The 26,000-nt window shown below is 46.6% G+C and carries 27 protein-coding genes and 1 riboswitch; of the genes, 2 read left to right on the plus strand and 25 right to left on the minus strand.

Going from position 1 to position 26,000, the window contains the following annotated elements; translation table 11 throughout:
- Positions 1–18 precede the first annotated feature (18 nt).
- The 7 genes from cobT to cbiD are packed head-to-tail and all read right to left on the minus strand — an operon-like array spanning position 19 to position 7,106.
- Positions 19–1,104, minus strand: coding sequence for a nicotinate-nucleotide--dimethylbenzimidazole phosphoribosyltransferase (gene cobT / locus ACTNBF_RS02620; RefSeq protein WP_441024663.1), 1,086 nt, complete (start codon positions 1,102–1,104; stop codon positions 19–21).
- Positions 1,089–2,492, minus strand: a complete 1,404-nt coding sequence (locus ACTNBF_RS02625) for a cobyrinate a,c-diamide synthase (protein ID WP_427820606.1) — start codon at positions 2,490–2,492, stop codon at positions 1,089–1,091. The genes cobT and ACTNBF_RS02625 overlap by 16 nt, the downstream gene beginning before the upstream one ends.
- Positions 2,493–3,710, minus strand: coding sequence for a precorrin-6y C5,15-methyltransferase (decarboxylating) subunit CbiE (gene cbiE, locus ACTNBF_RS02630; RefSeq protein WP_441088709.1), 1,218 nt, complete (start codon positions 3,708–3,710; stop codon positions 2,493–2,495).
- The gene (gene cobJ, locus ACTNBF_RS02635; RefSeq protein WP_427820604.1) at positions 3,703–4,434 is read right to left on the minus strand and encodes a precorrin-3B C(17)-methyltransferase; all 732 of its coding nucleotides are present in this window, start codon (positions 4,432–4,434) and stop codon (positions 3,703–3,705) included. The genes cbiE and cobJ overlap by 8 nt, the downstream gene beginning before the upstream one ends.
- 9 nt (positions 4,435–4,443) lie before the next feature.
- Positions 4,444–5,202, minus strand: coding sequence for a precorrin-4 C(11)-methyltransferase (cobM, locus tag ACTNBF_RS02640; RefSeq protein ID WP_427820619.1), 759 nt, complete (start codon positions 5,200–5,202; stop codon positions 4,444–4,446).
- On the minus strand, positions 5,202–5,948 hold the full coding sequence (gene cobI / locus ACTNBF_RS02645; protein WP_441088710.1) for a precorrin-2 C(20)-methyltransferase: 747 nt from the start codon (positions 5,946–5,948) through the stop codon (positions 5,202–5,204). The genes cobM and cobI overlap by 1 nt, the downstream gene beginning before the upstream one ends.
- Positions 5,949–5,966: 18 nt before the next feature.
- Positions 5,967–7,106: a cobalt-precorrin-5B (C(1))-methyltransferase CbiD gene (gene cbiD / locus ACTNBF_RS02650; protein ID WP_441088711.1), complete on the minus strand. Its 1,140-nt coding sequence runs from the start codon at positions 7,104–7,106 to the stop codon at positions 5,967–5,969.
- A 178-nt stretch (positions 7,107–7,284) separates the two neighbouring features.
- Between cbiD and ACTNBF_RS02655 the strand changes: the two genes are divergently transcribed.
- Entirely contained in the window at positions 7,285–8,589 is a 1,305-nt protein-coding gene (locus ACTNBF_RS02655; protein WP_441024659.1) for a glycosyltransferase family 2 protein, read from the plus strand.
- Between the two features lie 118 nt (positions 8,590–8,707).
- Here ACTNBF_RS02655 and ACTNBF_RS02660 read toward each other — a convergent pair whose 3' ends face one another.
- The 6 genes from ACTNBF_RS02660 to ACTNBF_RS02685 form a co-directional block, all read right to left on the minus strand.
- Positions 8,708–9,232, minus strand: coding sequence for a hypothetical protein (locus ACTNBF_RS02660; protein ID WP_441024658.1), 525 nt, complete (start codon positions 9,230–9,232; stop codon positions 8,708–8,710).
- 488 nt (positions 9,233–9,720) lie between these two features.
- Positions 9,721–10,275: a phosphodiesterase gene (gene yfcE, locus ACTNBF_RS02665; protein ID WP_441024657.1), complete on the minus strand. Its 555-nt coding sequence runs from the start codon at positions 10,273–10,275 to the stop codon at positions 9,721–9,723.
- 59 nt (positions 10,276–10,334) lie between these two features.
- The gene (locus ACTNBF_RS02670) at positions 10,335–10,862 is read right to left on the minus strand and encodes a cob(I)yrinic acid a,c-diamide adenosyltransferase (RefSeq protein WP_427820598.1); all 528 of its coding nucleotides are present in this window, start codon (positions 10,860–10,862) and stop codon (positions 10,335–10,337) included.
- Complete coding sequence (locus ACTNBF_RS02675; protein ID WP_427820618.1) at positions 10,847–11,977, minus strand: ABC transporter ATP-binding protein; 1,131 nt, start codon at positions 11,975–11,977, stop codon at positions 10,847–10,849. Before ACTNBF_RS02675 ends, ACTNBF_RS02670 begins: the two co-directional genes overlap by 16 nt.
- Positions 11,977–13,029 (minus strand): FecCD family ABC transporter permease, encoded by a 1,053-nt coding sequence (locus tag ACTNBF_RS02680; protein WP_441024656.1) that lies wholly within the window; start codon positions 13,027–13,029, stop codon positions 11,977–11,979. Before ACTNBF_RS02680 ends, ACTNBF_RS02675 begins: the two co-directional genes overlap by 1 nt.
- 30 nt (positions 13,030–13,059) lie before the next feature.
- Positions 13,060–14,268 carry an ABC transporter substrate-binding protein gene (locus tag ACTNBF_RS02685; RefSeq protein ID WP_441024655.1) on the minus strand — a complete coding sequence of 403 codons (1,209 nt, stop codon included), beginning with the start codon at positions 14,266–14,268 and terminating at the stop codon, positions 13,060–13,062.
- A 128-nt stretch (positions 14,269–14,396) separates the two neighbouring features.
- Positions 14,397–14,595: riboswitch (cobalamin riboswitch) on the minus strand.
- A gap of 147 nt (positions 14,596–14,742) precedes the next feature.
- Between ACTNBF_RS02685 and ACTNBF_RS02690 the strand changes: the two genes are divergently transcribed.
- Positions 14,743–16,299, plus strand: coding sequence for an ABC-F family ATP-binding cassette domain-containing protein (locus tag ACTNBF_RS02690; protein ID WP_441024653.1), 1,557 nt, complete (start codon positions 14,743–14,745; stop codon positions 16,297–16,299).
- 52 nt (positions 16,300–16,351) lie between these two features.
- On the opposite strand, the gene cobK is transcribed toward ACTNBF_RS02690, so the two are convergent.
- The 12 genes from cobK to ACTNBF_RS02750 form a co-directional block, all read right to left on the minus strand.
- On the minus strand, positions 16,352–17,134 hold the full coding sequence (cobK, locus tag ACTNBF_RS02695) for a precorrin-6A reductase (RefSeq protein WP_427807209.1): 783 nt from the start codon (positions 17,132–17,134) through the stop codon (positions 16,352–16,354).
- 35 nt (positions 17,135–17,169) lie between these two features.
- Entirely contained in the window at positions 17,170–17,607 is a 438-nt protein-coding gene (locus tag ACTNBF_RS02700; RefSeq protein WP_441088712.1) for a zinc ribbon domain-containing protein, read from the minus strand.
- Between the two features lie 4 nt (positions 17,608–17,611).
- Complete coding sequence (locus tag ACTNBF_RS02705; RefSeq protein WP_441088713.1) at positions 17,612–17,812, minus strand: hypothetical protein; 201 nt, start codon at positions 17,810–17,812, stop codon at positions 17,612–17,614.
- Between the two features lie 11 nt (positions 17,813–17,823).
- Entirely contained in the window at positions 17,824–18,903 is a 1,080-nt protein-coding gene (locus ACTNBF_RS02710; RefSeq protein ID WP_441024651.1) for a cobalt-precorrin 5A hydrolase, read from the minus strand.
- The gene (locus ACTNBF_RS02715; RefSeq protein ID WP_427807205.1) at positions 18,903–19,241 is read right to left on the minus strand and encodes a cyclic-di-AMP receptor; all 339 of its coding nucleotides are present in this window, start codon (positions 19,239–19,241) and stop codon (positions 18,903–18,905) included. The genes ACTNBF_RS02710 and ACTNBF_RS02715 overlap by 1 nt, the downstream gene beginning before the upstream one ends.
- Positions 19,242–19,804: 563 nt before the next feature.
- Positions 19,805–20,143: a hypothetical protein gene (locus ACTNBF_RS02720; protein ID WP_441024649.1), complete on the minus strand. Its 339-nt coding sequence runs from the start codon at positions 20,141–20,143 to the stop codon at positions 19,805–19,807.
- Positions 20,144–20,160: 17 nt separating this feature from the next.
- On the minus strand, positions 20,161–20,607 hold the full coding sequence (locus ACTNBF_RS02725) for a metalloregulator ArsR/SmtB family transcription factor (protein WP_441024648.1): 447 nt from the start codon (positions 20,605–20,607) through the stop codon (positions 20,161–20,163).
- Positions 20,608–20,828: 221 nt separating this feature from the next.
- The gene (locus tag ACTNBF_RS02730) at positions 20,829–23,354 is read right to left on the minus strand and encodes a heavy metal translocating P-type ATPase (protein WP_441024647.1); all 2,526 of its coding nucleotides are present in this window, start codon (positions 23,352–23,354) and stop codon (positions 20,829–20,831) included.
- Between the two features lie 76 nt (positions 23,355–23,430).
- Positions 23,431–23,736 carry a metal-sensing transcriptional repressor gene (locus ACTNBF_RS02735; RefSeq protein ID WP_427820834.1) on the minus strand — a complete coding sequence of 102 codons (306 nt, stop codon included), beginning with the start codon at positions 23,734–23,736 and terminating at the stop codon, positions 23,431–23,433.
- A 147-nt stretch (positions 23,737–23,883) separates the two neighbouring features.
- Complete coding sequence (locus tag ACTNBF_RS02740; protein WP_427807199.1) at positions 23,884–24,504, minus strand: AAA family ATPase; 621 nt, start codon at positions 24,502–24,504, stop codon at positions 23,884–23,886.
- A gap of 11 nt (positions 24,505–24,515) precedes the next feature.
- Complete coding sequence (locus ACTNBF_RS02745; protein WP_427807198.1) at positions 24,516–25,226, minus strand: ABC transporter ATP-binding protein; 711 nt, start codon at positions 25,224–25,226, stop codon at positions 24,516–24,518.
- Between the two features lie 14 nt (positions 25,227–25,240).
- Positions 25,241–25,999 carry an ABC transporter ATP-binding protein gene (locus ACTNBF_RS02750; protein ID WP_427820833.1) on the minus strand — a complete coding sequence of 253 codons (759 nt, stop codon included), beginning with the start codon at positions 25,997–25,999 and terminating at the stop codon, positions 25,241–25,243.
- Position 26,000 lies beyond the last annotated feature (1 nt).

Genomic DNA, 26,000 nt, shown 5'->3' on the forward strand with positions numbered 1-26,000 from the left:
CGTACTCACTCCACACTGTTATGATAATACCTGATACTGCTCAATATCCATTTCCGAAAATGTTCCCATTTTCCGATACACCTGAAGGCCCATTTCAAGGAGCGGCATCACCGCCACCGCTCCACTTCCTTCACCGAGACACATGTCACAGGTCAAAAGTGGAGACATGCCGAGCGCATCCAGTACAAGCTGCCCGGCAGGTTCCTTTGACACATGAGAAGGCAGAATATATCCGGCCGCCTCCGGCACAAGACGTACCGCGCAAAGTGCCGCCACAGCAGAGATAAACCCGTCGATCACGACTGGAATCCGATACATGGCTCCTCCCAGGAATACCCCCATAAGGCCCGCTATATCCAGGCCGCCCACTTTAGAAAGGGCATCGATCACATCCTGTTGTTCCGGTTTCTGTTTTTCAATTGCTTCCCGGATGACCCGGATCTTCCTCTTCAGTCCATCACTACTAAGTCCGGCTCCTTTTCCTGTTACAGTCTCTGCTTCTTCATTCAAAAGCACCGCTGCCACCGCACTGCTGGTAGTCGTATTTCCGATTCCCATTTCTCCGGTCGCCAGGATGGCATAACCGGCCTCTTTCTTTTCTTTCACCTGACGGATGCCGACCATAGTTGCCTGCAGCACCTGTTCCCGGGTCATTGCCGGTCCTTTGGCCAGATTGGCTGTGCCGTACGCCACCTTATCAGCCGGTTTTGTGACAGAAGCAACATCACATACCATTCCGATATCAACCGGGAAGACATCAACATTTGCTACCTGAGCCATAATACAGGTACTCGCCTGCCCTTTGGTGAAATTATCCGCCACAGCCGCCGTCACATCCTGCCCGGTCTGTGTGACTCCCTCTTCTACCACTCCATTATCGGCACACATGATAATAAGGCCCTTCTTTTTCAATTCATAGTAATCTGTTCCCAGGATCCCCGCAATCTGAATCACTGCTTTCTCCAGCTTCCCCAGACTGAACAGTGGCTTTGCAACGCTCATCCACCTCTTCTTTGCAAGATCCATGCTCTTTTCATCCAGAGGCCGAATCTGCATTTTTATCTCTTCCAGCTGTTCCTGTTCTGTTTTTATTTTCTCCTGCATTCTTTTCGTCTCCTTTGGCATTCTTTCACAAATCTTACGGCAAATTCCGGGTTTGAGCCCCAGTAAAGATGCGGAAATCCCGCAAAAATCCTGTTCTTCATATGGATTTCTCTCCAGCTCCGTCTTCCGTCCGGCTTCTCAGCCAGACAGTCTTCTCCTATTTTTTGGGCTTCCCAATAATGGAATTCATGTCCCCGGATACACTCTCCCTTCCGCAGATAACATCCGTCTGCTTCTGCTCTTACATTCATGTACCCGAAACGGATCAGCCGCTCTTTCTTTTCTGCACTTCCTTCGAGCAATCCTACCATCGGATAAAAGCTTTTGTCCGTTCCCTGAAGCTGTTCCAGAAGATACAGAAACCCTCCGCATTCTGCGATACACGGCATTCCCTGATTCAGCTTTTCTTTCAGATCCTGTCTCATGGATGCATTGGCAGAAAGCTGTCTGGCATAGATTTCCGGATATCCTCCGCCAAGCAGTATCCCATCTGCCTCTTCAGGTATCTTGCTATCCTCCAGAGGACTGAACCAGACCAGCCTACATCCAAGCGTTTTCAGAATTTCCAGATTTTCTTTATAATAAAAGCAAAACGCAGCATCCCACGCAACAGCAATTGTAACAGGCTCCTTTGCATCCCGGTTTCCCGGTACCACTTCGCTTTCTGCTGAATTCTTTCTTTCTACATCCGAATCCATCAGTGCGAGCACCGCATCCAGATCCACACTTTTCTCAAGGATCTCTGCCGCCTCTTCAATCTGTTTCTTAAGATCAGCAATTTCCTCCGGAAGGATGAGTCCCAGATGACGGCTCTCCAGCTGAAACGCAGGATGTTCCGGCACATATCCCAGTACTTTCACATCATGCCCCATCTCCCGCAGCCCGTGCACGATCATCTCTTTCATTTTCGGATACAGTGACGGTGAAATACGGTTTAGAATGATTCCGCTGATATGGCTGTCGTTCCGGAATTCCAGCATTCCCTTTAGCACAGCCAGAATCGACAGAGCCATTCCGCGGCACGGAAGCACCAGGATCACCGGAACGCCAAGCGTTCGTGCCACATCATAGGAGCTCGCCTCCTCTGTGCCAAGGCCCATCCCGTCATAATATCCCATAACGCCTTCAATGACGGCTGCATCGGCATTTGACGCATGTCGTGTAAAACAAGAGCGCAGCTGCTCTTTTTCGCAGAAAAACAGATCCAGATTTTCCGAATCGATTCCCAGCACGTTCCGGTGAAACATGGGATCAATATAATCCGGACCACATTTGCATGCTGCCACACCTATTCCTTTTTTCACAAGAGCTTCCATCAGAGCACAGGTGACTGCCGTCTTCCCGCTTCCGCTCGCCGTAGCCGCAATCATAATTCCAGGTATTTTCATTTATCCATCTATTCTCCCATCTGATACAATATAAACAGGATTCATTCCCATCATCATGTGATAATCTCCAAGCTTATGCGCTCTTGATACCGTGATCTGACGGATCTCAGGTTCCTGAAGAAGTCCTTCTTCTGCAGCTTCCATCACTTCTTTCAGTGTTTCCAACGAGATTGCATTGATCACGATCCTTGCGTCCGGATTCTTCCTGCGGACGCATCGCAGGATTTCTTTCAGATTTCCGGAACTTCCTCCGATAAATACATGGGTGGGTATTTCCAGGCCTTCCAGCACCTGCGGTGCCACACCATGAATAACCTCCAGATTGTCCGTCATAAACTTTTTCTTATTTGCCAGAATCAGTTCAATGCCCTCCGCCTTTTTTTCCACAGCATAAACGCGGATCCCCGGCGCCTGAAGTGCCGCTTCGACCGATACAGATCCGGTTCCGGCGCCGACATCATAGAGGACCGCATCCCGGGTGAGCATAAGACTGGCAAGACTTAACGTTCGGATTTCCTCCTTCGTCATCGGCACTTTTCCACGGATAAATGCTTCATCCGGCAAATGCACACAGACTCTCCGTGATGGCTCCGGGTTTTCGATCATCACAACAGAAAGCTCCGCGAAATTCTCCGGTTTCGCGTCCGATGCCTGAACGGTAAGAATCTCTTCCTCCGCATAAGAAAGGCGATTTCCAATATAGAGCTTCAAATTCTGCAGTCCGTAGTATTCCAGTTTTTCACAGATCATCGCGCCGGAATCTTTACCAAGAATCAGAAACGTCTTTCGGTTCTCTCTGACTGCCTGGATAAAATTCTGCTTTCTTCCGTGAATGCTGCAGATCGCAGCATCTTCCCAGCTTGTGTGAAGGCGTGCCGCCAAATACACGATTGAAGAAATCCCCGGCAGAATCTGCACCGCAATCCCACTTTCCTCCAAGACCTTTACCAGTGCTTTTGCCCCGCTGTAAAATCCGGTGTCCCCGGAAAAAAGGACCGCACATTTTTCATGTTCTATATGTTCCACCAGATAATCCCGGATCCTCTCCGGCCGGTATTCTATAAACTGCGGCCGTTTCCCATCCGCAAATAATTCTACCATCCTGGCTGCTCCGATGATCAGATCACTTTCTTCAATACATTCCTCTGCTTCCAGCGTCAGAAGCTTTTGATCTCCCACTCCGACTCCGACACAGAAAACCCTGCAATTTCTACACATTCTTGTATCCCCTTGGCGTCACCATTTTATCTCCGATTATTCTGGTCTCTTCATTTCCTACAAATACAGTCGTAAACATATCCACATCCGTCTCAGATAGTTCCTTAAGACTCAGTATCTTCATACATTCGCCTTCCCGACCGATATTTTTTACAATGCCGCACACCGTATCTTCCTTTTTATATTCCATCATACAGAGGCAGGCTTTCTTCAGATAATCCACTCTTTTCCTGCTGGAAGGATTGTAAATGCAGATTACGAAATCTGCCATTGCAGCCATCCGGAGACGCTTTTCTATTTTTTCCCAGGGCGTCATCAGATCACTGAGACTGATGACTGCAAAATCATGCATCAGCGGCGCTCCAAGTATTGCGGCTCCTCCGGAAGCGGCTGTGATACCTGGAACTACTTCAATCTCCACACCCGAATAATCCGCTGCAAGCTCATACACCAGCCCTGCCATTCCATATATCCCTGCATCTCCACTGCAGACCACTGCTACATTCTGTTCTTTCCCGGCCTCCTCAAGCGCCATCCGGCAACGCTGCACCTCCTGCCTCATCGGAGTAGACAAACAGATCTTGTCCGGATATTCTTCCTTGATCAGATCAATATACACCGTATAACCCACGATTACCTGACATTCGCTTAAAACCTTTGCCGCTCGTACCGTCATCTGGTCCTTCGCACCCGGGCCGATTCCCACTACATATACTTTTCCCATACCTGCTCCTTATTCTGCCTTTCCTTGTCTGAATTCAGTCGTAAACGCCGGATTATAGAGCTCCGAACGCCTGTAATCTCCATTTAAGATGGACCCTACAACAATCAGCGCTGTTTTACGGATCCCATATTTTTCTGCAGTTTCTTTCAAAGTCCTCACCTCGCAGTGATGCACCTCTTCCTCCGGCCAGGTTGCCTTGTACACGATAGCCGCCGGTGTATCTTCCGGATATCCTCCTGCAATCAGCTCTTTTGAAAGTTCACCCAGCATACCGGTACTTAAGAAGATCACCATCGTCGCCTGATGCACTGCAAAACTGCGGATGGATTCGCTGTCCGGCACCGGCGTACGTCCCGCCATTCTGGTAATCACCACCGACTGGGAAATTCCGGGAAGTGTATATTCCGCTTTTAGTGCCGATGCTGCCCCGCAAAAGGAACTGACCCCCGGGCAGACTTCGTAGGAAATCCCTTCGGCATCAAGCGCATCCATCTGCTCCTTGATTGCCCCATACAGACAAGGATCCCCCGTGTGCAGTCTCACCACATGCTTTCCTTCCTTCTCCCCGCGAATCAACACTTCCAGTACTTCCTCCAGTGTCATATATGCGCTGTTGAATATTTCACATGTTTCCTTACACATATCCAGCAGTTTCGGATTCACAAGAGATCCTGCGTAAACCACAATGTCCGCCTCCATGAGCAGCTTCTGCCCCCGAACCGTGATCAGATCTTCTGCCCCCGGTCCTGCTCCTACAAACTGAATCATCATTCTTCCTCCTTCACGATCAACAGGGAATAATAACTTGCCTCATCCGGGATCTCCTCCGCTGATCTGTAGATTCTCTCCTGCTCCATTCCACAATTCTCCACCATACAGATTTCCATGCCCCGGGATCTAACTTCTTCTTTGACATCCGGGAGCTTCTTACCCGCTTTCATGAGAATCTTTGTCCCGGGAAGCGACAAGCTCTCCTTCACTCCGTAAGATGCCGGGATGATATGGATTTCCTCCCGGTTTTTCGCGATTTCCATATCAAGCCGGGCAGCAGCAGCACAGAAAGACGGCACTCCCGGAACCATAACGGTATCAAATCCCCATTCTTTGATCCTGTGATGAAGATACATCCCCGTCGAGTACACAGATGGATCCCCGAGTGTAATAAATGCAATCGTTTTTCCTTTCTCCAGCCACCCTGCCGCTGCTTTTGCATCCTCATCATGAATGTTCCGAAGAATATCCTTCTGCTTCATCATCGGCATGGACAAATACAGCTTTGCTTTCTTTTCCAGTTCCGGTACCGCCTGCCGCACGATTTTCCATGCCGCGCAGCGTTCCAGCAGTTCTTCCCTCACAGCTGTTTCCTTCTCTTCTTCATAATAGGTCCCCGAAAAGTCCGCACCCGAAACAGGAATCGCAATGATGTCACTCTCCCTCAGAATCCTGACTGCCTTTATCGTCAGAAGTTCCGGATCCCCCGGTCCCGTTCCTACCACATAAAATCTACCTTTCATGACTTTTTTCTCCCTGCTCTATAACCTTTTTTGTATACTAGCCGCTATCTCATCGGCAAGGGGCGTCTTCCCGAGAATCCCGTAAGATGTCTCAAACATGACCGCTGCTGTTTCCACACGATCCCCCACTCTATGCCTCATATGTTCCTCGATCTTCTCCATGATGCCACGCATCGTCGTTTCCAGAATCCCGGCACTTTTCAGAATATCCAGTGCCTCCGTTGTCGTAATGCACTCCATGATGCTGACCACATCCTCCCTTTTGGCCCCTGCAACTGCCGCATGAGCCGCCAGCACTTCCATCCGGCAGTCCGCCTGTCTGGAATGTGTGTTCATGACACCGGCGGCCAGTTTCACCAGCTTGCCGATATGCCCAACCAGAAGAACACCCTCCATTTCCAGACAAACCGCATCATCCAGTGCTTCTCCTATATAGTTGCTGCATTTCACAGCCAGATTCCCGTCATAACCAAGACTTTCTCTCAAAAAATCCGTTCCATAATTTCCCGGAACCAGATAACAGTAAGATGCCCCGTTTTCTTTCAGCATCTTCATTTCCATGAAAATGGTATCGGTCAGTGCCCGTTCACTCATAGGCTCCACGATTCCGGTCGTTCCAAGTACAGAAATGCCACCTTCAATGCCAAGCCGCGGATTAAACGTCTGCGCAGCAAGCCTCTTTCCCTCCGGAATGGAAATAACCACTTCCAGGCCTCCGTCATATCCGGCCAGTTTCATCTGCTCTTCAACGGCATTTAATATCATCTGTCTGGGGATCTTATTGATTGCCGCCTCTCCGACCGCCTGCTCCAGGCCTTTGCGCGTCACGCGGCCCACACCTTCCCCTCCGTCAAGCGTGATCCGGCCGGACTCATTCTTTGCAACTTTAGCAAATACATAGACTCCGTTCGTCACATCCGGATCATCCCCGCTGTCCTTTTTCACCGCACAGCTGACGAAATCATTCTGTCTCTCAATGTGCTCAATTTCCAGATAGAGCAAAATGCCGGCCGGTGTCATAAGCCTGACATTCTGTATTTTCTCACCGGTTAACAGCATGACAGCAGCGGCCTTCGCAGCAGCGGCGGCACAGCTTCCGGTGGTGTATCCTGTTCTCATCTTCTTCTGATTCTTCCAGACTATTCTGCTGTTTTCCATGATATATGAATCCTTTTCCAATCCATTTTCCAAAATCACTTCTATATTATAAGGAATTTTCCCGTTTCCTGCAACCATGCCATTATTTTACACCAGACATTTTTGAGAATCCACTGTATTTTTATGGATAAATGCGATACAATGTTACTAGTTTATAAATAGTTAGGAGTGTGCACTGATGAACCCGACCGTAAGTATTATTGTACCGGTTTATAACGCCGAGGCAACGATTTCCCGCTGTATTGAAAGTATTATCAACCAGGAATACCGGGATTTTGAGCTTTTACTCATCGATGACGGCAGTATCGATTCTTCAGGAACGATCTGTGACCGTTATGCTGCTGAAGATTCCAGAATCCGTTTGATACATAAAGAAAATACCGGAGTTTCCGAAACCAGGAATATGGCGCTGGATCTTGCATGCGGCACTTACCTGCAGTTTCTCGACAGCGATGACTGGATCACTCCGAACGCCACCAGACTGTTTGTCGAAGAAGCAGAGCGCTATCATTGTGATATGGTCATCTCTGATTTCTACCGAGTTGTAGGAAAACGAGTTGCCCAGAAAGGAGATATCGACGATGACTGCGTACTGACTCAGGAAGAATTTTCCGCACATATGCTCCAGAATCCTGCTGATTTCTATTACGGAGTCCTCTGGAACAAGCTCTATCGACGTGACATCGTTGAAAAATACCATCTTCGAATGAACCCTCAGATCAGCTGGTGTGAAGATTTTATGTTTAATCTTGAGTATATCAGGCATGCAGAAGTTTTCTATGCACTGCAGGTTCCGGTTTATTACTATGTGAAGACAAAAGGTTCCCTCGCAAGCCAGGGAATGAGTATCAGCAAAACCATTAAAATGAAACTGATGGTATTTGAATACTATAATAATTTTTACAAACATGTCCTCGATGAGGAAGATTATGAGAAGAACCGTCTGCAGGTTTATCGCTTTCTGGTGGACGCGGCAGGCGACGGAGCTGTACCACCTTCTTTCTTCTCCGGCTCCAAAAAGCTTGGGGAAGAACGCAACAGCGTCAGTCAGGAAGTTGTTGCAGGAGAAGGCATTCTTATGGATGACTATCGTGACCGTAAGCTTCTGGATTACTATCTGGAACCGATTGCCCAGAAGAACAATCTCACTTTGGGCGAAGTGCGTCTGCTTTTATGTCTCAGCCAGCTCAGGCATATCGGAACCAGAAAGGAAATTGCAGACTTTGCTGGAATCACCGTGCGCAGTCTCTCACTTTTACTTCAACGGCTTTCCTTAAAAAACATGCTGAAATGTGAAGAAAATCGCACCACAAAAGAGCTGAAGATCACATTCCTTCCGCTTGCATCTCCGATTCAAAATGAGATCGCCGCTGCCCAGAGTAATTTCGAGCAGGCCAAATATGCAGGTTTTACAGAAGATGAACTGATCCAGTATGCCGCACTCACAGAAAAGATCAAAAACAACATACAGAAAATACTATAAGAAAATGCTATATAAAAGGATTGCGATGCCACCCGTACACCGCAATCCTTTTTCTCTTTCACATTTTTACAGAGGACAACGCAATAATCATCACCGTCGTTTGCACACGGCTTAAGTACTACGAATGGATTGCATTACAGCTGATGCGCTCTTCTTCAGACCACGCACTGTAAGTCTCATCCTCACCATACGCGCGCACTCTGACCGTCGCACACTCAACACCGTTTTCCGTCTTTTGTTTCGGACATTCTGTGATAAAGTCATCACTTCCTTCTTTCACACTGAGATAAGCATTTGATGTCTCATAAGTCTTTTTGGTTCCATCCGGTTTGGTAATCTCCACTTTGTAAGAAGTCGCACCTTCTACTTCTCCCCATTCAATCTTGAGGAATGAATATGTGCCATATATTTTCCCTTTATGGCGATACGTAGTTGAAGTCAACTCCGGTTTGTCCAGAATCATCTTTTCAATCTGCTTCTTTACAGCCTGATTGACAGCTTCCTTCACACTGTCGGATAACTCAACATGGATCTGCGGAATCTTTGGCATACTGATAGAATATTTGGGTGTCGCGGCAAATACCGGCAATGAAGAACTTGCACATAAAACGAGTGCAGTTACAAATGATACCATTTTTTTCATAATTTTTTACCTTCCTTTTCTTTAGATGTGAGGAATGAGCCTGCCATACCGGCAATCAATATGGTAATGATGTGATTATTTGTGTAATTATCGAACAATTACGACTGATTATTGTTTCAAAACTGGTAAATTTTGAAGCTCTTAAAAAAGAGCCAGAACGCTTTTGAAAACAAAATACATGATAAGCACATGTATCCATGATAATAAATTGATAGTAATAATAGATTTTTGTCCTTGAAAGATATAACAACTGTCTGATTAGGTCAATTCCTTAAATATCCATGACGATCACCCTCCTTCGTATAAATCTGACGTTCCGTGAGCATATCACATTTCCATAAATCATATTCATGCTCCAATCCTCTTGTCATGCAGAAGTGTCGGTTTCAGATAATAACTCCTCGTCTTCCGCCACCTCTTTCGGACAAGTATTATTATAACAGATGTTTCGTTCCCTGTCATTGAAGTTGTAGTTTAATTTTACATGTTCATTTTACATGTTCATTTTTCCACCGCATTATTTCAGTTCCATCCAGATCTTTCCAAACAAATTCATCCTGCTCCAGAATCATATATCCATGATGGCTTTCCTCTTTCGGAATGGAAACGGAACCCGGATTCATATAAACATACTCCTCATGCTGCGTGCATTTCGGCACATGAGTGTGTCCATTCAGAAGGATATCTCCTTTCTGAATCGGAGGCAAATTCTTTTCGTTATAAACGTGTCCATGTGTCGCATAGATCGTCGTTTTTCCATCGCATACAATACAATAATCCGCCAGAACCGGGAACTTCAGCACCATCTGATCTACTTCTGTATCACAGTTTCCTCTCACGCAGAGAATCTGATTCTTCCGCGCGTTCAACAGTTCTATAACTGCCTTCGGTGCATAATCTCTCGGCAGATCATTTCGCGGCCCATGATACAGGACATCGCCGAGAAGCAATAACTTCCCCGCCTTTTCTCTGTCATATGCCTCCAGCATTTTTTTACAATAATATTCCGACCCGTGAATGTCGGATGCGATCATCCATTTCATTTTTCTTTCCTCATCTTTCTGTCTTTTTTCCACTAAACCAATTCCAACAGAATCCTGTTTTAATACTCGATCCCGCGCCGGGCATAAATTCCCTGATCGAATGGGTGCTTTCTTTTTGTAATCTCAGAGATATAATCCGCCAGTTCCAGAAGCTCCGGTTCCGGATTTCTTCCGGTCAGAACGACCTCCAAGCCTTTCGGCCGTTCTTTCAGAAACGTTACAGCCGCTTCGTGGTCGATCATTCCGTATTGATAAGCCGCCATAAACTCATCCATGACCAGCATATCATAAGGCTCTTCCTGTATTTTCCGAATTGCGTCATCCCACAGCTTCGCATAGGCGCTTCGTGCCTCTTCCTGCTCTTTTGCGTCAAGCGTCTTAAAGAAACCGAAGCTTTTTGTCATATGCATCACTTCGATTTCCGGTATGAGATCCAGAATCCGCAGTTCTCCAGAATTCTCATTTTTCAGAAAACGTACGAACAGCACCTTAAGTCCACAGCCAGCCGCACGGACGGCAAGTCCTGTTGCCGCTGTCGTTTTCCCTTTTCCGTCTCCGCAATAAATATGAATCATTCCACTTTCCATCCACCGCTCCCTTCCTTCCATTCACAGATTTTGCCACTCTTTTTGGCAGCATGCAGAAGTTCTGCTATCCGCTGGTTTCCCTCTCCGATCGTAACGCCTGCGTTGATAACGTACTGGCAGGAATCGATCGTTGCTTTTGCCTCCTGATATGCCTCATCACGGATACTGCAAAATGGTTCTTCTTCGATCACCTTTGCCGCAAGCCTTTTCGCCACATGATAGTCCACGTCATTGCGGTATAGTATTCCGGCAGCAAACGGAATATTTTCTTTCTGCAGTTTCCTGTATACCGGAATGCCTGTTCCGCAGGCGGAGATTACAAAAACACGCGGCTCTCCCTCCGGTCTCGGAAGCTCGACACTTCCAAAGCACGGGTCATAGGATCCGTTGTCGAGTCCGTAGAGTTCCCGGATTACTTCTTCTTTGAATACTTCTTCCGGTTTCCCATAGCAGAAAATCCGGTCACCCCTGACGCAGAGAATCCTATCCGATATTTTCTGTGCCAGATCGATCTCGTGAAGCGACATGACGACCGTGATTTTTTTCTCCTTTGCCAGTTTCCGGAGCATCGACAGAAGTTCGAGTTTATAATGAATATCCAGATAGGAAGTCGGTTCATCCAGGATCAGAACCTCCGGCTCCTGGCAGATCGCACGCGCAAGCATGATCCGCTGTCTCTGCCCGTCACTGATCGCCTGAAAGCTTTGATTTTCAAGCTCACGGACATGCACCGCTTCCATTGCCTCATCTACGATTTCTTTATCTTTCTTCGTGAGGATCCCCAGCCTTCCGGTATACGGATACCGACCGGTTTCCACCACATCGCGGCAGGTCATCAGTTCCGTCTTCATCCGCTCCGTCAGCACCACCGCCATTTTCCTGGCAAGAATAGCATTTTCCATAGCATCGATCCTCTCATCCGCAATGGAGACATTTCCTCCAAGCGTTTTGATCTGTCGGGTGATACTTTTTAAAATGGTCGATTTTCCAGCACCATTTGGACCGATCAGTGTTACGATCTCCCCTTTTTGAATCTCCGTGCAAATATCGCGGATCAGGGGTTTCCCATGATAGCCTACCGTCAGATCCTGCAGCTTTACATATGCATTTTCCATCATTCTCTTCCCTTCTGTCTGTGCAGCATCATAAAGATGACGACCGGTGCTCCGAAAATGGAAGTGACCGTACTGATATTGAGTTCCAGCGGTGCAAATGCCATCCGTGCAATAAGATCACACCCCATACAGAACACCGCTCCTCCCAGAAATGTTCCCGGGATCACGATCAGCGGTTTCGCCGTATTCAGCATCCTCTTTACCAGAAACGGAACCGCGATCCCAACAAAAGAAACCGGTCCGGCAAATGCGGTCACACAGCCCGACAGCATACTGGAGAGCAGGATCAGAAGCACACGAAAAACTCGGATATTGACTCCTGCGCTTCTCGCATAGGCTTCGCCAAGCTGGTACGCACCGATTGGCTTGGAATAGAGGAAGGTAATCACAACGGTGACAGCAATCAATACAAAAGCAACCTTCACGTTGCTCCAGCTCATCCCGGAAAAGCTTCCCTGAGACCAGCCGTGCAAATTCACGATATCCGAGTCCTCCGCAAATGTAACCACAAAATCCGTAACCGCCGAACAGATATAGCCGATCATGATTCCGGCCACCAGAAGGGTTGCCATATGATTGATCTTTCTTGACATCAGAAGGATGAATCCGGTCGCAATCAGTGAACCTATAAATGCCGCTATAATGAGCGTATACGAAGAGACTCTGCTGAAGTACTTCAGAAATACGATCATCGTCAGGGCGACCACCATTTTCGCGCCCGAGGAAATGCCAAGCACAAAGGGGCCTGCAATCGGATTGGCAAAAAAAGTCTGAAGCAGGAACCCGGACAGAGAAAGGGCACCTCCGAGAAGGGCTGCCATCAGAACTCTTGGCAGACGAATTTTCCAGATGATTCTGTAATTCGCATCCTGCTTTGCCTGTCCGAATAGAATATTCAAAATCTCAGAAACAGAAATATGTACGTTTCCCGTATTAATATTCAGCACAATAATCACACAAAATGCAGCCAGAAGTCCGGCAAACACCAGCAAATACCGGATCCGTCTTCTCATCTCTTCCATTCGTACCGGCTTATTCTTCCTTTTCTCCATTGTTCCTCACTTTCTCATATCCTGATATCGTCATGACACTTTATATAAAAATGTCATCTCCTCCGTTTTTCCATCGGTAAGCATCAGATGAATGTCTGTAATCAGATTTCCGACAATGTCTGTCGCCTGATACAGGTACTTTCCGGTACACCACACATTTCCTTCCTGCACCGCTTTAAAATCTGCAAACAGCTCACTTTTCGCCAGAAGATCCTCCATCGATTCCACCGGATTATCGATCGATGAATTGTAGATCAGATAGTCCGCGTCGGCTGCAGATGCAAAGAATTCTTCCATAGAAATGCTGATCGACGCACTGTTATTTTCCGTATTTTCAAGATCATCGAAAACATAACGTCCACCCGCAATCTCGATCATTTTCGGAATGTAATCTTCGGACTTTCTGACCACGACGGTTCCATCGGTACTCACATAGAAAAAGGCAACCGTCTGCTCTGTATTTTCAAAGTCCTTCAGTTCTTCGATTACTTTGGACTGTTCCTTGAAAAATGTCTCTGCCTGTTCTTCTTTGTCCAGCATCGCGGCATAGACCTTGATCCACTCCGTTCTTCCAAGCGGATGCGTCTCATAACTGGACCGGTCGATAAATACCGGAATCTCAAGCATCTCAAGCATCTCCTGCACCTTCGGAGTATGCAGGATCATCGTGGATTCAATAGCCAGATCACATTCCTCATCGATCAGGAGTTCATAATCCGGCTCACTGTATTTTCCGGCATAAAGGATGGCGCCATCTTCCATAGCCTGCACCGCATTTTCAATGTACCAGCCGGATTTTTGTGTCCCGCTCAGGCGAATCGCATCCAATGCATCAAGCGAATCAAATAATGCCATCACCGATGTTGCCGCAAGATAAATACGGTCCAGCGGCTGATGTAAAATCACGATGTCTTCTTCCAGATCCGACGGAATATTCCTGCCCTCCGGAACAAGAAGATAGTCTTCCCCGTCCCGGATCCGGATCAGCTTATATCCATCCTGATAATAATATACCCCGAACCCTTTTGCATAATCAAGTTCCATCGCAGATTCATAAGTAAGTCCCTTGATTTCCATTGGTCCCGGCGTTTCTTTCGCCTCTTCCCGCTGTGGTTCAGATGTCATCTTATTTTCTTCCGTTTCCGGCATCGTTTTCTCTTCCGAACCACATCCCGGAATTCCGAAAATCAGTACCGCAATCAGTATCATACACAGGAACCGTGCTGCTCTCTTTTTCATCGTATCCCTCTTTCCACTTTCGATCCGATCCGCAAAGCACAAATTTCCCATTCAAAAAAGCCCGCTTTTCCTGTACGAAAGCAGACTTCCCCCTGAAATATTCTGCAAATCTATGCTTTCATCGGAAGCTATTCACATTCTTCTCAGCAGGTCTCCTGACTTACAGCTCATCGCCCGGTTATGCCTTCTCGCGCTGGATACGCAATGACTTATCTATAACCTCGCTCCCTGTTTACAGTGGCCGGACCGCTCAGGATTTGCACCTGATTCCCTTTTAACCCGGCAGATCTGAATCATCTGCCCGGCACTGAAAAGCCCAATATAGAACACCCTCACTATAACATATCCCCGCCTGTATGGCAACCGCATTTTTCCCTTGAAATCCTTTCGAAATCCATTGCCTTTTATCCGGTAGATATAATATAATAAGCAGGACACTGTCACTTGTTACCACATAACAAAGGAGAATCGAAAATGAGCATTTTAAATGTTGAACATCTTTCCCACGGCTTCGGTGACCGCGCCATTTTTCATGATGTGTCCTTCCGTCTTCTGAAAGGCGAACACATTGGACTTGTCGGAGCCAACGGAGAAGGGAAATCTACTTTTTTTAATATTGTTACAGGAAAACTCCAGCCGGACGAAGGGAAAATCGAATGGGCAAAAAATGTCCGTGTCGGTTATCTCGATCAGCACACTGTACTTGAAAAGGGCATGACGATCCGCGAAGTGCTGAAATCCGCCTTTTCCTGGCTTTTTGAACTGGAAACGAAGATGAACGAGATCTGTGACCGCCTCGGGGACGTGGATGAAGATACTATGATGACACTTATGGAAGAGCTTGGGACCATCCAGGACACACTGACCATGCACGATTTCTATGTGATCGATGCAAAGGTCGAAGAAGTCGCACGCGCGCTGGGGCTTCTGGATCTTGGACTGGACAAGGATGTCACCGACTTAAGCGGCGGCCAGCGCACCCGTATCCTGCTCGGCAAACTCCTTCTGGAAAAGCCGGACATCCTGCTTCTGGACGAGCCAACCAACTATCTGGACGAAGAGCATATCAACTGGCTGAAACGTTATCTCACCGAATATGAAAATGCGTTCGTCCTGATTTCCCATGACATTCCGTTTCTGAATGAAGTGGTGAACATCATTTATCATATGGAAAATCAGGAACTGAACCGCTACGTCGGAGATTATGACAATTTCCAGAAAATCTACGAAGTGAAGAAAGCCCAGCTTGAGGCTGCCTACAAGAAGCAGCAGCAGGAAATCAGCCAACTCAAGGATTTTGTGGCACGCAATAAAGCGCGCGTCTCCACCCGCAACATGGCCATGTCCCGTCAGAAAAAGCTGGATAAGATGGATGTCATAGAGCTCGCCGCCGAGCGTCCGAAGCCGGAATTCCATTTCCGCCTCGGCCGGACACCGGGTAAATACATCTTTGAGACCAAAGATTTCGTCATCGGTTACGACGAACCCCTTTCACGGCCTCTGAACCTCACGCTGGAGCGTGGCCAGAAAATTGCGCTGACCGGTGCAAACGGAATCGGAAAGACTACGCTGATCAAGAGTATTCTCGGTCTGGTTCCTCCGCTTTCCGGTAAATGTGAGCTGGGCGAGAATCTGCTGACCGGCTATTTTGAACAGGAGGCAGACCACAACAACCGAACCACCTGCATCGATGAGATCTGGGAAGAATTCCCTTCCTACACTCAGTATGAAGTACGCTCCGCGCTCGCCAAATGCGGACTTACGACCAAACACATCGAAAGCCAGATTCGCGTCTTGAGCGGCGGGGAACAGGCAAAAGTGCGCCTGTGCAAGATCCTGAACAAAGAAACCAATGTGCTGATGCTGGACGAACCTACCAATCATCTGGATGTAGATGCCAAGGATTCACTGAAAAAGGCACTTCAGGAATACCGCGGGACCCTGCTCCTCATCTGCCATGAGCCGGAATTCTACCAGGATATTGTAAATGCGGTGTGGGACTGCTCCAAATGGACGACAAAGATTGTGTAATTGTTATTCACACAAAAACAATTTCAGGGGTTGACTGATATTATGTTATCAATCACCCCCTGTTCTTATCCCCGTATCTTCTCTTTAATTCATCAAATACCTCTTCCAGCGCAAGTCCTTCTTCCTCCGGTCTTCCCACCACAACCAGCACAGTCCCGGCCTCCTTTGCAGCCTTAACTTTTTCCGGGAATCCCCCCGCTTTGCCGGACTCTTTCGTGACAAAATATTTTGCATCCACATGCCGGAGCATTGCCAGATTCATTTCCTCCGAAAACGGTCCCTGCATAGCAATCAGATGTTTCCCCTCAAACCCAAGCCGGATACTGTCCTCCACCGCTTTCCCCGTCGACAGAACCCTAGCAAAACATCGCTCTTTATAATTGGGGATGGAAGCATACTTTTCCAGTTCCTTACTTCCCGTCGCAATCAGAATATTCCCCTCCGTTTTCTCCAGATATTCCACCGCCTGCTTCACAGTACTCGTCCAAACGATCTCTCCGGTCTCTACCGTGAATGCCTCTTCACACTCCCTCCGCAGACACCTCAAATACTCCGTCCCCGTATTCTCACATGCTTTACGAATATTCCGTGTCACAAGAACCGCAAACGGATGAGTCGCATCAATCACAAGCTCAACCTTTTCTTTCCTAATAAACGCTTCAATCTGCCCCTCATCCATTCTTCCAACAAAAGTCTGTATATTATCACAATCATCCAGACACGTTTTACCATATTCCGTTGCCACACTTACGAGAGCCTGAACCTTTAATCCCCCAGCAAATTCTGCCAGTTCCCTGCCCTCCGTCGTTCCTGCAAAAATCAAAATCTTCTCCATTTTTTCTCCCTGTCGTTGGGGACGGTTCTTCCCAGTTATTTCCAATAATTCAGTTTCGGCACCACTGCTTCCATATGCGCTCGCACCTGTTCTGCAGGCCAATTCTCATTTGCCAAATGTTCTACACAAAAATCGATCAGCTGTTCTTTACTCGTATACTTGAATTCGCCATCCGAATAGCACCACTTACAGTATTCTTCATTGAAATCGCCATTCGGCTCTTTGCTGATTGTGGAATCGTCAAGCGGCATTCCACAGCATTGGCATATCAACTGTCTCGGTGCACCCAAGAGGATATTAATTGAAACATCAAATACCCTGGATAACAGTTTTAATGTGTCAGTATTAGGTACAGTCTCACCGTTTTCCCAACGAGACACAGCCTGTCTTGTAACCATTACTTTTTGTGCAAGTTCTTCCTGCGATAGTCCGCTTTTTCTGCGGAGTTCTAAAATAATATCTTTTGTCTCCATTGTTTTATCCTCCATAAGAAAAATATAACAATTTTTTATTTTTCATGCAAGCAACCCGCTGTTGCTGCAGATAAATTGATCTGTTCTGGGAAATGGAATCTGCAATTCTTATATCATTCATCAGCGGTACCGGAACTTCATCACAAGTGTGATGATAGACAAATCCCGCATGACCATTCAGTTTAAGTTCAATGGCTCCAATCAAATATCAGTACACTAATATGACAATTTCATTTTCCGACAAACAACTGCAAATGTCATCTGTTCCAGACTCGTCTTCGGAAGGATCAGTTCTCCGTCCGGGCAATAATATTTCACAGCCCTCTCACACACATTATCTACACCGGTAATACGACTCACGAATTCAGAACTTGTGCTTACCGATTTTACTGTCTTTAGCTCCTCCGCTAAAAATGTGTAAAATGGTATCTTCCATTCATCGGTCATTTCCAGAATGCCAGCTTCTTCTTTCTTCAGGTCAATACTCACAACGGCTTCTACCTGCTCCCGTTTCAGCCTCAGATCTTGCAAAATCTTATCCATACCTTCCTTCAGTTGCTCTGCAGGCACACCTTTCCGGCACCCTATTCCGATGATTACATTCTTCGGATAAAGGAACAGCGTATTCTCATTTTTCTCATCACAAGAATCATAAAACTGTCTGACAGCGATCCGGAAATTTGCGGCTCTCTTATCCTTCCGATCCTCTGTCTCCATCTTTTCACCACTTGAAAGCGACAATTCCTCCGGTACATCTCCTTCTATAGGAAAATCACATTCAAATTCAATTTTCTCCCCTCGAAGCACGGACGCTGAGATCTGCTTTGCCTTCTCCCGGTCCGAGATCAAAAGATGGTTCTTTACCGCAAATACATCGACTGCGAATTTCTTCTGCACATCCGTCGCTGTTGTGATCACAGGTATTGCTCCTGTCACTTCTGCAATATCATGTGCGATTTGTACCGCTCCTCCCACATGTCCTGAAAGCAATGGTATGATATATGTCCCTTTCTCATCCATCACAAGTACCGGAGAATCTGTAAATTTATCCTTCACCCACGGTGCAATCATCCGCACAGCAATGCCCGCCGCGCCGATAAATAAAAACGCAGCATTCCCCCAGTTTTCTCCAATCCATTCCGATATATCCTTATCTAATGTCTTCAAATCTGCACACTTGGCATATTTTGATGGTGCATAACCCTCACAAAAATATCCCATTTGCGACATTTGCAGACAGAGCTGCCTGTTCAGATGGCTCCCTTTTTCTGTAAAACTCAACACCAACAGTCTCATCAGAACTTCTCCATCTGTTCCACATTCAGTACAAACACCGTACTTCCTCCTACCTGGATATTGATTGGTACTGTCGGCGCTGCACCCAGACTTCCCTGTCCGGAAACCAATGCCGGATTCGCATAAGTAATCGTCTTACGTTCTCCGGAGTTCGCGCGGATTATTTCCAGAACTTCCGGAACCTTTTCATCCTCTACAACGGTCATGATCGTCGTATTTTTACCTTTCAGAAATCCGCCCGAAGTTGCCAGCTTCGTCACAAAATATCCTGCTGTATTCAGCTCATCTATCGTCTGTAACTCATCATTTTTCTGTAAAATTGCCATAATCATCTTCATAGACTCATACCCCCTGACGGTTTTGTTGGATATCGGAGTATAAATGGTACTCCATAGTAATATCTAGTATATTACCACAAAAAAAGAGACTTGTCATCGTAAGCTAAACATGTTAAGATATATAAAATTATTTTTCAAAGCATTCGAAATAATTTCTATAATTATCTGGCATTTAATTGTGCTGTTGCTGCTTTCGGATTTCTGCTGCAAAAACAATCCAAATCTTTCTCATATCACCACCGCCTCCCGGGAATTCTGAATCAGGTACATCAGAATATCTTCGAGCTTCAAATCTTCCTGACTTTGCCCACGTAATTCTTCAAATATTATTTTCAGCTTTTGTTAAGTGTTCTGCTACGATCTTGTTCTCATACTTTTTTTCCATACCTATTCCTCTTTTCCGAAAATATTTTCCACAACTGTCTGTTCCTTTTTCCATAGCCACAGACTTCCAAGTCCGGCATAAATTCCTCCCAGCAGAAGGATTCTCCATATAAGGTATCTATTATCTATAAAGCTTTTCTGATGTATCACCACATTCCTGAACAGCTCCACAGCCGGTGTTAGTGGAAAAATCTGTGCAAATCTCTGCATCCATTCCGGCAGGTACTGGATCGGAAATGCAATTCCGTGATCAGTGCTCTTCCGACATTCCTAAGTGTCGATACCGCCAGAACATTTATTGCCGATCCAAGAACCACATAGGTCATGTAATCCGCTCCTCCTGTATACTGATAATACTGAGCGTTCAAATTCCCTTTCAGGAAATAATGGTAAATAAAAAACGGAAATACGATCTGAGTCACGCCGGTTATGATCCTTGAAACAATAAAAGACCATGGCATAGCCCGCCGGATTCCAATTCGGTTTTTTTGATATGTTGATACAACTACCTGAAACATTTTTCTTCCCTCTTTTCTTACTGCATCAGTTCATAAAAACGATAGGGAATAAAATCAATCACATCTCTGCAGACATAATACTCTACATAGTTACCGCACCGCTTTTTCTCCAGAAGCCCCGCTTCCCAGAGTATCTTAAGATGTTTTGAAACTGCCGCCTCCGTCACTTCGACCTTTCCTGCCAAAGCCTTCGTTGTCCGTGTTCCATTTAGTATTTCACGTATAATTTTCAGTCGTGTCTCATCTCCCAATGCACGGAACACATTCAGAAAATCCTGCGGAATTCCTTCGTCTTTGTGTTCAACCAGGTTCCCATGCTCTTTTTCAATCCGCTGATACCACCGCCGACGCTCCAGGTGGTGTTCCGGAACAGCCAAAACATGCATCGACATGAACATTTCCCAGGAAGGCATATATACAAAGCTGACCTTTACCCCTTCCGTATTAAATTCATTCAATACCACTTTTCCTCATCTCCTGCCATTGTTGGTGTACACCTGATTAATTAACTTTTCGGTTAATCAAAACAATAATCCTTCGAAGTGGGGCTATTATAGAGAGATTTGGCTGAGTTGTCAAGAAATAATTGCAGAATCAAAAACAACATACGATTCATAATTTTCCAAAGAAAAAACGGATGAACGTTTTCCCGCTCATCCGTTTCAAAGAAATCAAATCTTACATTTTACTCCACAGAGATCACCTGATAGTCCTGATCTTCCACCGTCTTTCTCAGTACGTCATCAGAAATCTCTGCATTCAGCTTCACCACTGCCGTCCCTGCCTCATGGCTGACTTCTGCCACATCTACTTCCGGAAGTTTCTCCAGACATTTTTTCACTCTCGCCTCACAGTGTCCGCACATCATGCCTTCAATTTTCATTGTTTTTTCCATTGATTTTTCCTCCACTTTTTTCGTTTTTTTCTTTTTGATTTTCTTATCTTTTCCCGCATCATACATACGGAATAAGTTCAGCCGCAATGCATTTGTCACGACGCAGAAGCTGGAAAGGCTCATCGCCGCAGCGCCGAACATCGGATTCAGTTTCAGGCCAAAGACCGGAATCCATACCCCCGCCGCAAGCGGAATCCCGACTGTATTATAAAAGAATGCCCAGAACAAATTTTCATGGATATTTTTCAGAGTCGCACGGCTTAACCGGATCGCTGCCGGTACATCGGTAAGACGGCTCTTCATCAGAACCACATCCGCCGCATCAATCGCAATATCCGTACCTGCTCCGATGGCAATTCCCATGTCTGCACGGGTCAGCGCCGGTGCATCGTTGATTCCGTCACCGACCATGGCAACTTTTCCCTGCTTCTTAAGTCTGCGGATCACAGCTTCTTTTCCTTCCGGACGTACCCCCGCGATCACTTCATCCACACCGGCCTGCCTTCCGATCGCCTTCGCCGTACGCTCGTTGTCTCCGGTCAGCATAACCACATGAATTCCCATATTCTGCAGTTCTTTTACCGCCTGCCGGCTCTCTTCTTTCATCACATCTGCCACGGCGATGATACCGGCAAGCTTTTCATCCTTTGCAAAGAACAGCGGAGTCTTTCCTTCCTCTGCCAGAACCTCAGACCGCTTTTTCATTTCTGCGGAAATTTCTGCCCTGCTCCGGATAAATTCATAGTTTCCGCCATTCAACCTGTTTTCTCCGCATAAAGCTGTGAGCCCATTTCCCGGAAGTGCCTGAAACTCTTTGACTTCCACCGCTTTCATTTCCTTCTGGGAAGCATATGCTATGATCGCTTTTGCCAGCGGATGCTCACTTGGTTTCTCCAACGCATATGCCATCCGAAGAAGCTCATCTGCTGTAATACCCTCTGCCGGTATAATGTCCGTTACCCTCGGGTCTCCATTCGTGATCGTGCCGGTCTTATCCAGTGCGACGATCTCCATTTTCCCGGTCTCCTCCAGCGACACAGCGGTCTTAAACATGATTCCGTGTTTCGCCCCCATACCGTTTCCGACCATGATTGCAACTGGAGTGGCAAGTCCCAGCGCACACGGACAACTGATTACCAGCACTGAGATTCCTCTTGCAAGGGCAAATCCAATGCTTTCACCTGCGAGCAGCCAGACAATAGTTGTAATCACAGCAATGGTGATGACCGCCGGTACAAACACACCGGAAACCTTATCTGCCACTTTGGCGATCGGTGCTTTCGTCGCAGCCGCATCACTTACCATCTGAATGATCTGCGACAATGTCGTATCTTCTCCTACCCGCGTAGCTTCGCATTTCATAAAACCGGACTGATTCAATGTCGCCGCCGACACCATATCCCCGGCAGCCTTGTCGACCGGAATACTCTCTCCTGTGAGCGCCGCCTCATTGACTGCACTCATTCCTTCCAGCACGATGCCGTCAACCGGAATATTCTCACCCGGCCTGACCACGAAAATGTCTCCCTTTTTGACCTGTTCGATGGAAACCTCCATTTCTTTTCCATTTCTTTCCACAACAGCCGTCTTCGGTGCCAGCTTCATCAGGCTTTTCAGCGCATCCGTCGTCTTCCCTTTCGAGCGGGCCTCCAGCATTTTGCCAACTGTGATCAATGTTAAGATCATCGCCGCCGATTCGAAATAAAACTCATCCATATAGTACATGACTGCTTCCATATCTCCTCTGACCTGCGCATCCGTCATCGCAAACAGCGCATACACACTGTAAATAAAAGATGCTGCCGATCCAAGAGCCACCAGTGTATCCATATTGGGTGCCTTATGCCAGAGACTTTTAAATCCACTGATGAAAAACTTTTGATTGATCACCATAATGCTGATCGTAAGCAGCATCTGAAAAAGCCCCATTGCAACATGGTTTCCCTCGAAAAACGGGGAAAGCGGCCAGTTCCACATCATGTGCCCCATAGAAAAATACATAAGTACAATGAGAAATCCAAGGGATGCGACCAGCCTTTTTTTCAAAATCGGTGTCTCATGATCTCTCAGCATCTCCTCCGCTTCCATACTCCTGCTCTTTCCGGATTGCACAGTCTCTCCTTTTCTGGACGCCCCATAACCGGCTTCTTCCACCGCCTTTATGATAGCGGCAGAGGAAGCAGTTCCTTCCACGCCCATTGAATTCGTCAAAAGGCTCACCGAACAGGACGTGACTCCCTCCACTTTCGATACTGCCTTTTCCACACGGGCACTGCACGCCGCACAGCTCATTCCCGTAACTGTATATTGTTCCATTTATGTCTCCTTTTCGTTTTCTCTTATTCTTTACTACATAAAAACGAATCATTCTTAGAAATTCAAGTATGCTTTCCTACTTCATCAGCTTCTGAAGTACCGCGACCAGTTCATCCACCGTCTCTTCCTTACCTGCCCGGATGTCGTCTGTCACACAGGTCTTTATATGATTCGCAAGAAGCACTTTATTAAAACTGTTCAGTGCGGCATTGACTGCCGATACCTGGATCAGGATATCCGTACAATATGCATTCCGCTCTACCATTCCTTTGATTCCGCGTACCTGTCCTTCGATCCGGTTCAGGCGATTGAGCAGATCTTTATACTCTTTTTCAGAACGTTCCTTTGTCTTATGGCACGCACATTCTACTCGCTCCTCCATCTTCTTTTACACCTCCTTTTTCGCTTATTATATACCCCATATGGGTATATTTCAACTATTATTTCACAAAATTTCAAAATTTCTAAATAGTAAAAACCCGGAAAGAATGACACACTCATCATTCTTTCCGGGTTCTTTTCCCGATTCTTATTCAAATCTGACTTTAATGTATGCCTTGATTTCTTCCACACATTTCTCAAATCCCAGCTTTCCGCTGTTCAGACAGAGATCATAGTTTCTCGCATCGGTCCACTCACGTCCGGTATAGTGCCTGTAGTAATCCGCACGATATTTATCGGTCTTTGCAATGAACTTCTGCATCTCACTTTCTGTCATGCTGTTGCGTTCCATCGCTCTCGCAAGATTGAATTCTTCCGATGCATGGACGAACACACTGACTACATTCGGATAGTCCTTCAGGACAAAATCCGCCGCACGCCCGATGATCACACAGCTTTCGGTTTCCGCCAGCCGTTTCATGATTTTCGCCTGATAATTAAACAGGTTCTTCGCCGAAACGAAATCACTGCTGGACGGCGGGATCACATCGCCTGTGTAGACGTCCGTCGTCATGCGGAGGATCGGACTGTTCTGCAGCTTTTCATCCAACTGCCGGAACAGATGCTCAGCAATTCCGCTTTCTTCAGATGCCATCTCAAGCAGATTGCTTCCGTAGCAGGGAATCCCCATTTCCTTTGCAAACATCTCTCCGATCGTCTTTCCGCCGCTTCCATACTGTCTCGCAACCGTAATTACAATGTTTTCCATTTGCACTCCTCCTATTCACCAAGATATGCTTTTTTAATAGAATCATCGTTCATCAATACTTTTGCATCGCCCTCCAGAACAATTCTACCTGTCTCAAGTACATATGCCCTGTCCGCAATAGAAAGTGCTTTTTTTGCATTCTGTTCTACAAGAAGTACCGTCGTTCCGCCCTTGCTTACTTCCTGAATAATATCAAAGATCTCATTAACCAGAATCGGAGAAAGTCCCATGGAAGGTTCATCCATTACAATGATCTTCGGATGAGACATCAGTGCACGTCCCATCGCCAGCATCTGCTGCTCGCCGCCGCTTAGGGTTCCTGCGAGCTGATTCTTTCTCTCTTCCAGACGCGGGAAACGTTTGTAGACCATTTCCAGCGTCTTCTCGATCTCGTCCTTATCTTTTCTTGTATAAGCGCCCATCTTCAGGTTCTCATATACGGTCAGTTCCGCAAAGACTCTTCGTCCTTCCGGTACATGCGCAATTCCCAGAGACACGATCTTATGTGCCGGAACCTTTGTAATGTCTTTTCCTTCGAAGATTACAGAGCCTTTCTTTGGTGACAGAAGACCTGTGATCGTGTGCAGGGTCGTCGTCTTTCCCGCACCGTTGGCACCGATCAGAGCGATGACTTCCCCTTCATTGACCTCGAAGGAAATGCCCTTGATTGCCTGAATCATGCCGTAATATACTTCAATATCCTTAATTTCAAGCATTGCCATGTCCGTCATCCCTCCTATTCGCCCAGATATGCCTTGATTACTTCCGGATTATTCAGCACTTCACTGGTTTCACCCTCAGCAAGCACCTGTCCAAAGTTCAGCACAGTCAGTTTTTCACAGATTCCGGATACCAGCTTCATGTCGTGTTCGATGAGAAGGATCGTCATGTCAAATTTGTCTCTTACAAAACGGATCGTGTTCATCAGATCCTGTGTCTCGTTCGGGTTCATACCTGCCGCCGGCTCATCCAGAAGAAGCAGCTTCGGTTCTGTTGCCAGTGCTCTTGTGATCTCAAGCTCTCTCTGCTTGCCGTATGGGAGGTTTGCGGCAAGCGTATCGGCATATTTATCAAGTCCGAACACGCTAAGAAGCTCCAGCGCTTTTTCATCCATTTCTTTTTCCACTTTATAATATTTCGGCAGACGGAGGATTCCTTCAATTGTCGAATATTTATGATGATTATGAAGCCCTACCTTGACATTGTCCAGTACAGACAGTCCCTTGAACAGACGAATATTCTGGAACGTTCTGGCAATTCCGGCCTTGTTGATATCAATCGTTTTCTTTCCTACGATATTCTCTCCATCCAGTGTAATGATTCCTTCTGTCGGTTTATATACTCCGGTAAGAAGGTTAAATACCGTCGTTTTTCCGGCCCCATTCGGTCCGATCAGCCCATACAGGCACCCTTTTTCAATTTCCATATGAAATTCATTTACCGCGTGAAGACCGCCAAAGGAGATTCCGAGATTCTTCACTTCCAATAATGCCATA

Source organism: Bariatricus sp. HCP28S3_A4, from assembly GCF_052066395.1.
Lineage (GTDB): Bacteria > Bacillota > Clostridia > Lachnospirales > Lachnospiraceae > Allocoprococcus.

Coding starts and splice junctions, on each gene's coding strand:
- ACTNBF_RS02750 (WP_427820833.1), bottom strand. CDS start 25,999: ATGGCATTATTGGAAGTGAAGAATCTCGGAATCTCCTTTGGCGGTCTT.
- ACTNBF_RS02670 (WP_427820598.1), bottom strand. CDS start 10,862: ATGGAAAGTGGAATGATTCATATTTATTGCGGAGACGGAAAAGGGAAA.
- cbiE (WP_441088709.1), bottom strand. CDS start 3,710: ATGTGTAGAAATTGCAGGGTTTTCTGTGTCGGAGTCGGAGTGGGAGAT.
- cobK (WP_427807209.1), bottom strand. CDS start 17,134: ATGGAGAAGATTTTGATTTTTGCAGGAACGACGGAGGGCAGGGAACTG.
- ACTNBF_RS02700 (WP_441088712.1), bottom strand. CDS start 17,607: ATGGAGACAAAAGATATTATTTTAGAACTCCGCAGAAAAAGCGGACTA.
- ACTNBF_RS02715 (WP_427807205.1), bottom strand. CDS start 19,241: ATGAAGATGATTATGGCAATTTTACAGAAAAATGATGAGTTACAGACG.
- ACTNBF_RS02680 (WP_441024656.1), bottom strand. CDS start 13,029: ATGGAGAAAAGGAAGAATAAGCCGGTACGAATGGAAGAGATGAGAAGA.
- ACTNBF_RS02655 (WP_441024659.1), top strand. CDS start 7,285: ATGAACCCGACCGTAAGTATTATTGTACCGGTTTATAACGCCGAGGCA.
- yfcE (WP_441024657.1), bottom strand. CDS start 10,275: ATGAAATGGATGATCGCATCCGACATTCACGGGTCGGAATATTATTGT.
- ACTNBF_RS02735 (WP_427820834.1), bottom strand. CDS start 23,736: ATGGAGGAGCGAGTAGAATGTGCGTGCCATAAGACAAAGGAACGTTCT.
- ACTNBF_RS02675 (WP_427820618.1), bottom strand. CDS start 11,977: ATGGAAAATGCATATGTAAAGCTGCAGGATCTGACGGTAGGCTATCAT.
- ACTNBF_RS02710 (WP_441024651.1), bottom strand. CDS start 18,903: ATGAGACTGTTGGTGTTGAGTTTTACAGAAAAAGGGAGCCATCTGAAC.
- ACTNBF_RS02625 (WP_427820606.1), bottom strand. CDS start 2,492: ATGAAAATACCTGGAATTATGATTGCGGCTACGGCGAGCGGAAGCGGG.
- ACTNBF_RS02660 (WP_441024658.1), bottom strand. CDS start 9,232: ATGAAAAAAATGGTATCATTTGTAACTGCACTCGTTTTATGTGCAAGT.
- cobT (WP_441024663.1), bottom strand. CDS start 1,104: ATGCAGGAGAAAATAAAAACAGAACAGGAACAGCTGGAAGAGATAAAA.
- cbiD (WP_441088711.1), bottom strand. CDS start 7,106: ATGGAAAACAGCAGAATAGTCTGGAAGAATCAGAAGAAGATGAGAACA.
- ACTNBF_RS02740 (WP_427807199.1), bottom strand. CDS start 24,504: ATGGAAAACATTGTAATTACGGTTGCGAGACAGTATGGAAGCGGCGGA.
- ACTNBF_RS02745 (WP_427807198.1), bottom strand. CDS start 25,226: ATGGCAATGCTTGAAATTAAGGATATTGAAGTATATTACGGCATGATT.
- ACTNBF_RS02720 (WP_441024649.1), bottom strand. CDS start 20,143: ATGTTTCAGGTAGTTGTATCAACATATCAAAAAAACCGAATTGGAATC.
- ACTNBF_RS02690 (WP_441024653.1), top strand. CDS start 14,743: ATGAGCATTTTAAATGTTGAACATCTTTCCCACGGCTTCGGTGACCGC.
- cobJ (WP_427820604.1), bottom strand. CDS start 4,434: ATGGGAAAAGTATATGTAGTGGGAATCGGCCCGGGTGCGAAGGACCAG.
- cobM (WP_427820619.1), bottom strand. CDS start 5,202: ATGATTCAGTTTGTAGGAGCAGGACCGGGGGCAGAAGATCTGATCACG.
- cobI (WP_441088710.1), bottom strand. CDS start 5,948: ATGAAAGGTAGATTTTATGTGGTAGGAACGGGACCGGGGGATCCGGAA.
- ACTNBF_RS02730 (WP_441024647.1), bottom strand. CDS start 23,354: ATGGAACAATATACAGTTACGGGAATGAGCTGTGCGGCGTGCAGTGCC.
- ACTNBF_RS02685 (WP_441024655.1), bottom strand. CDS start 14,268: ATGAAAAAGAGAGCAGCACGGTTCCTGTGTATGATACTGATTGCGGTA.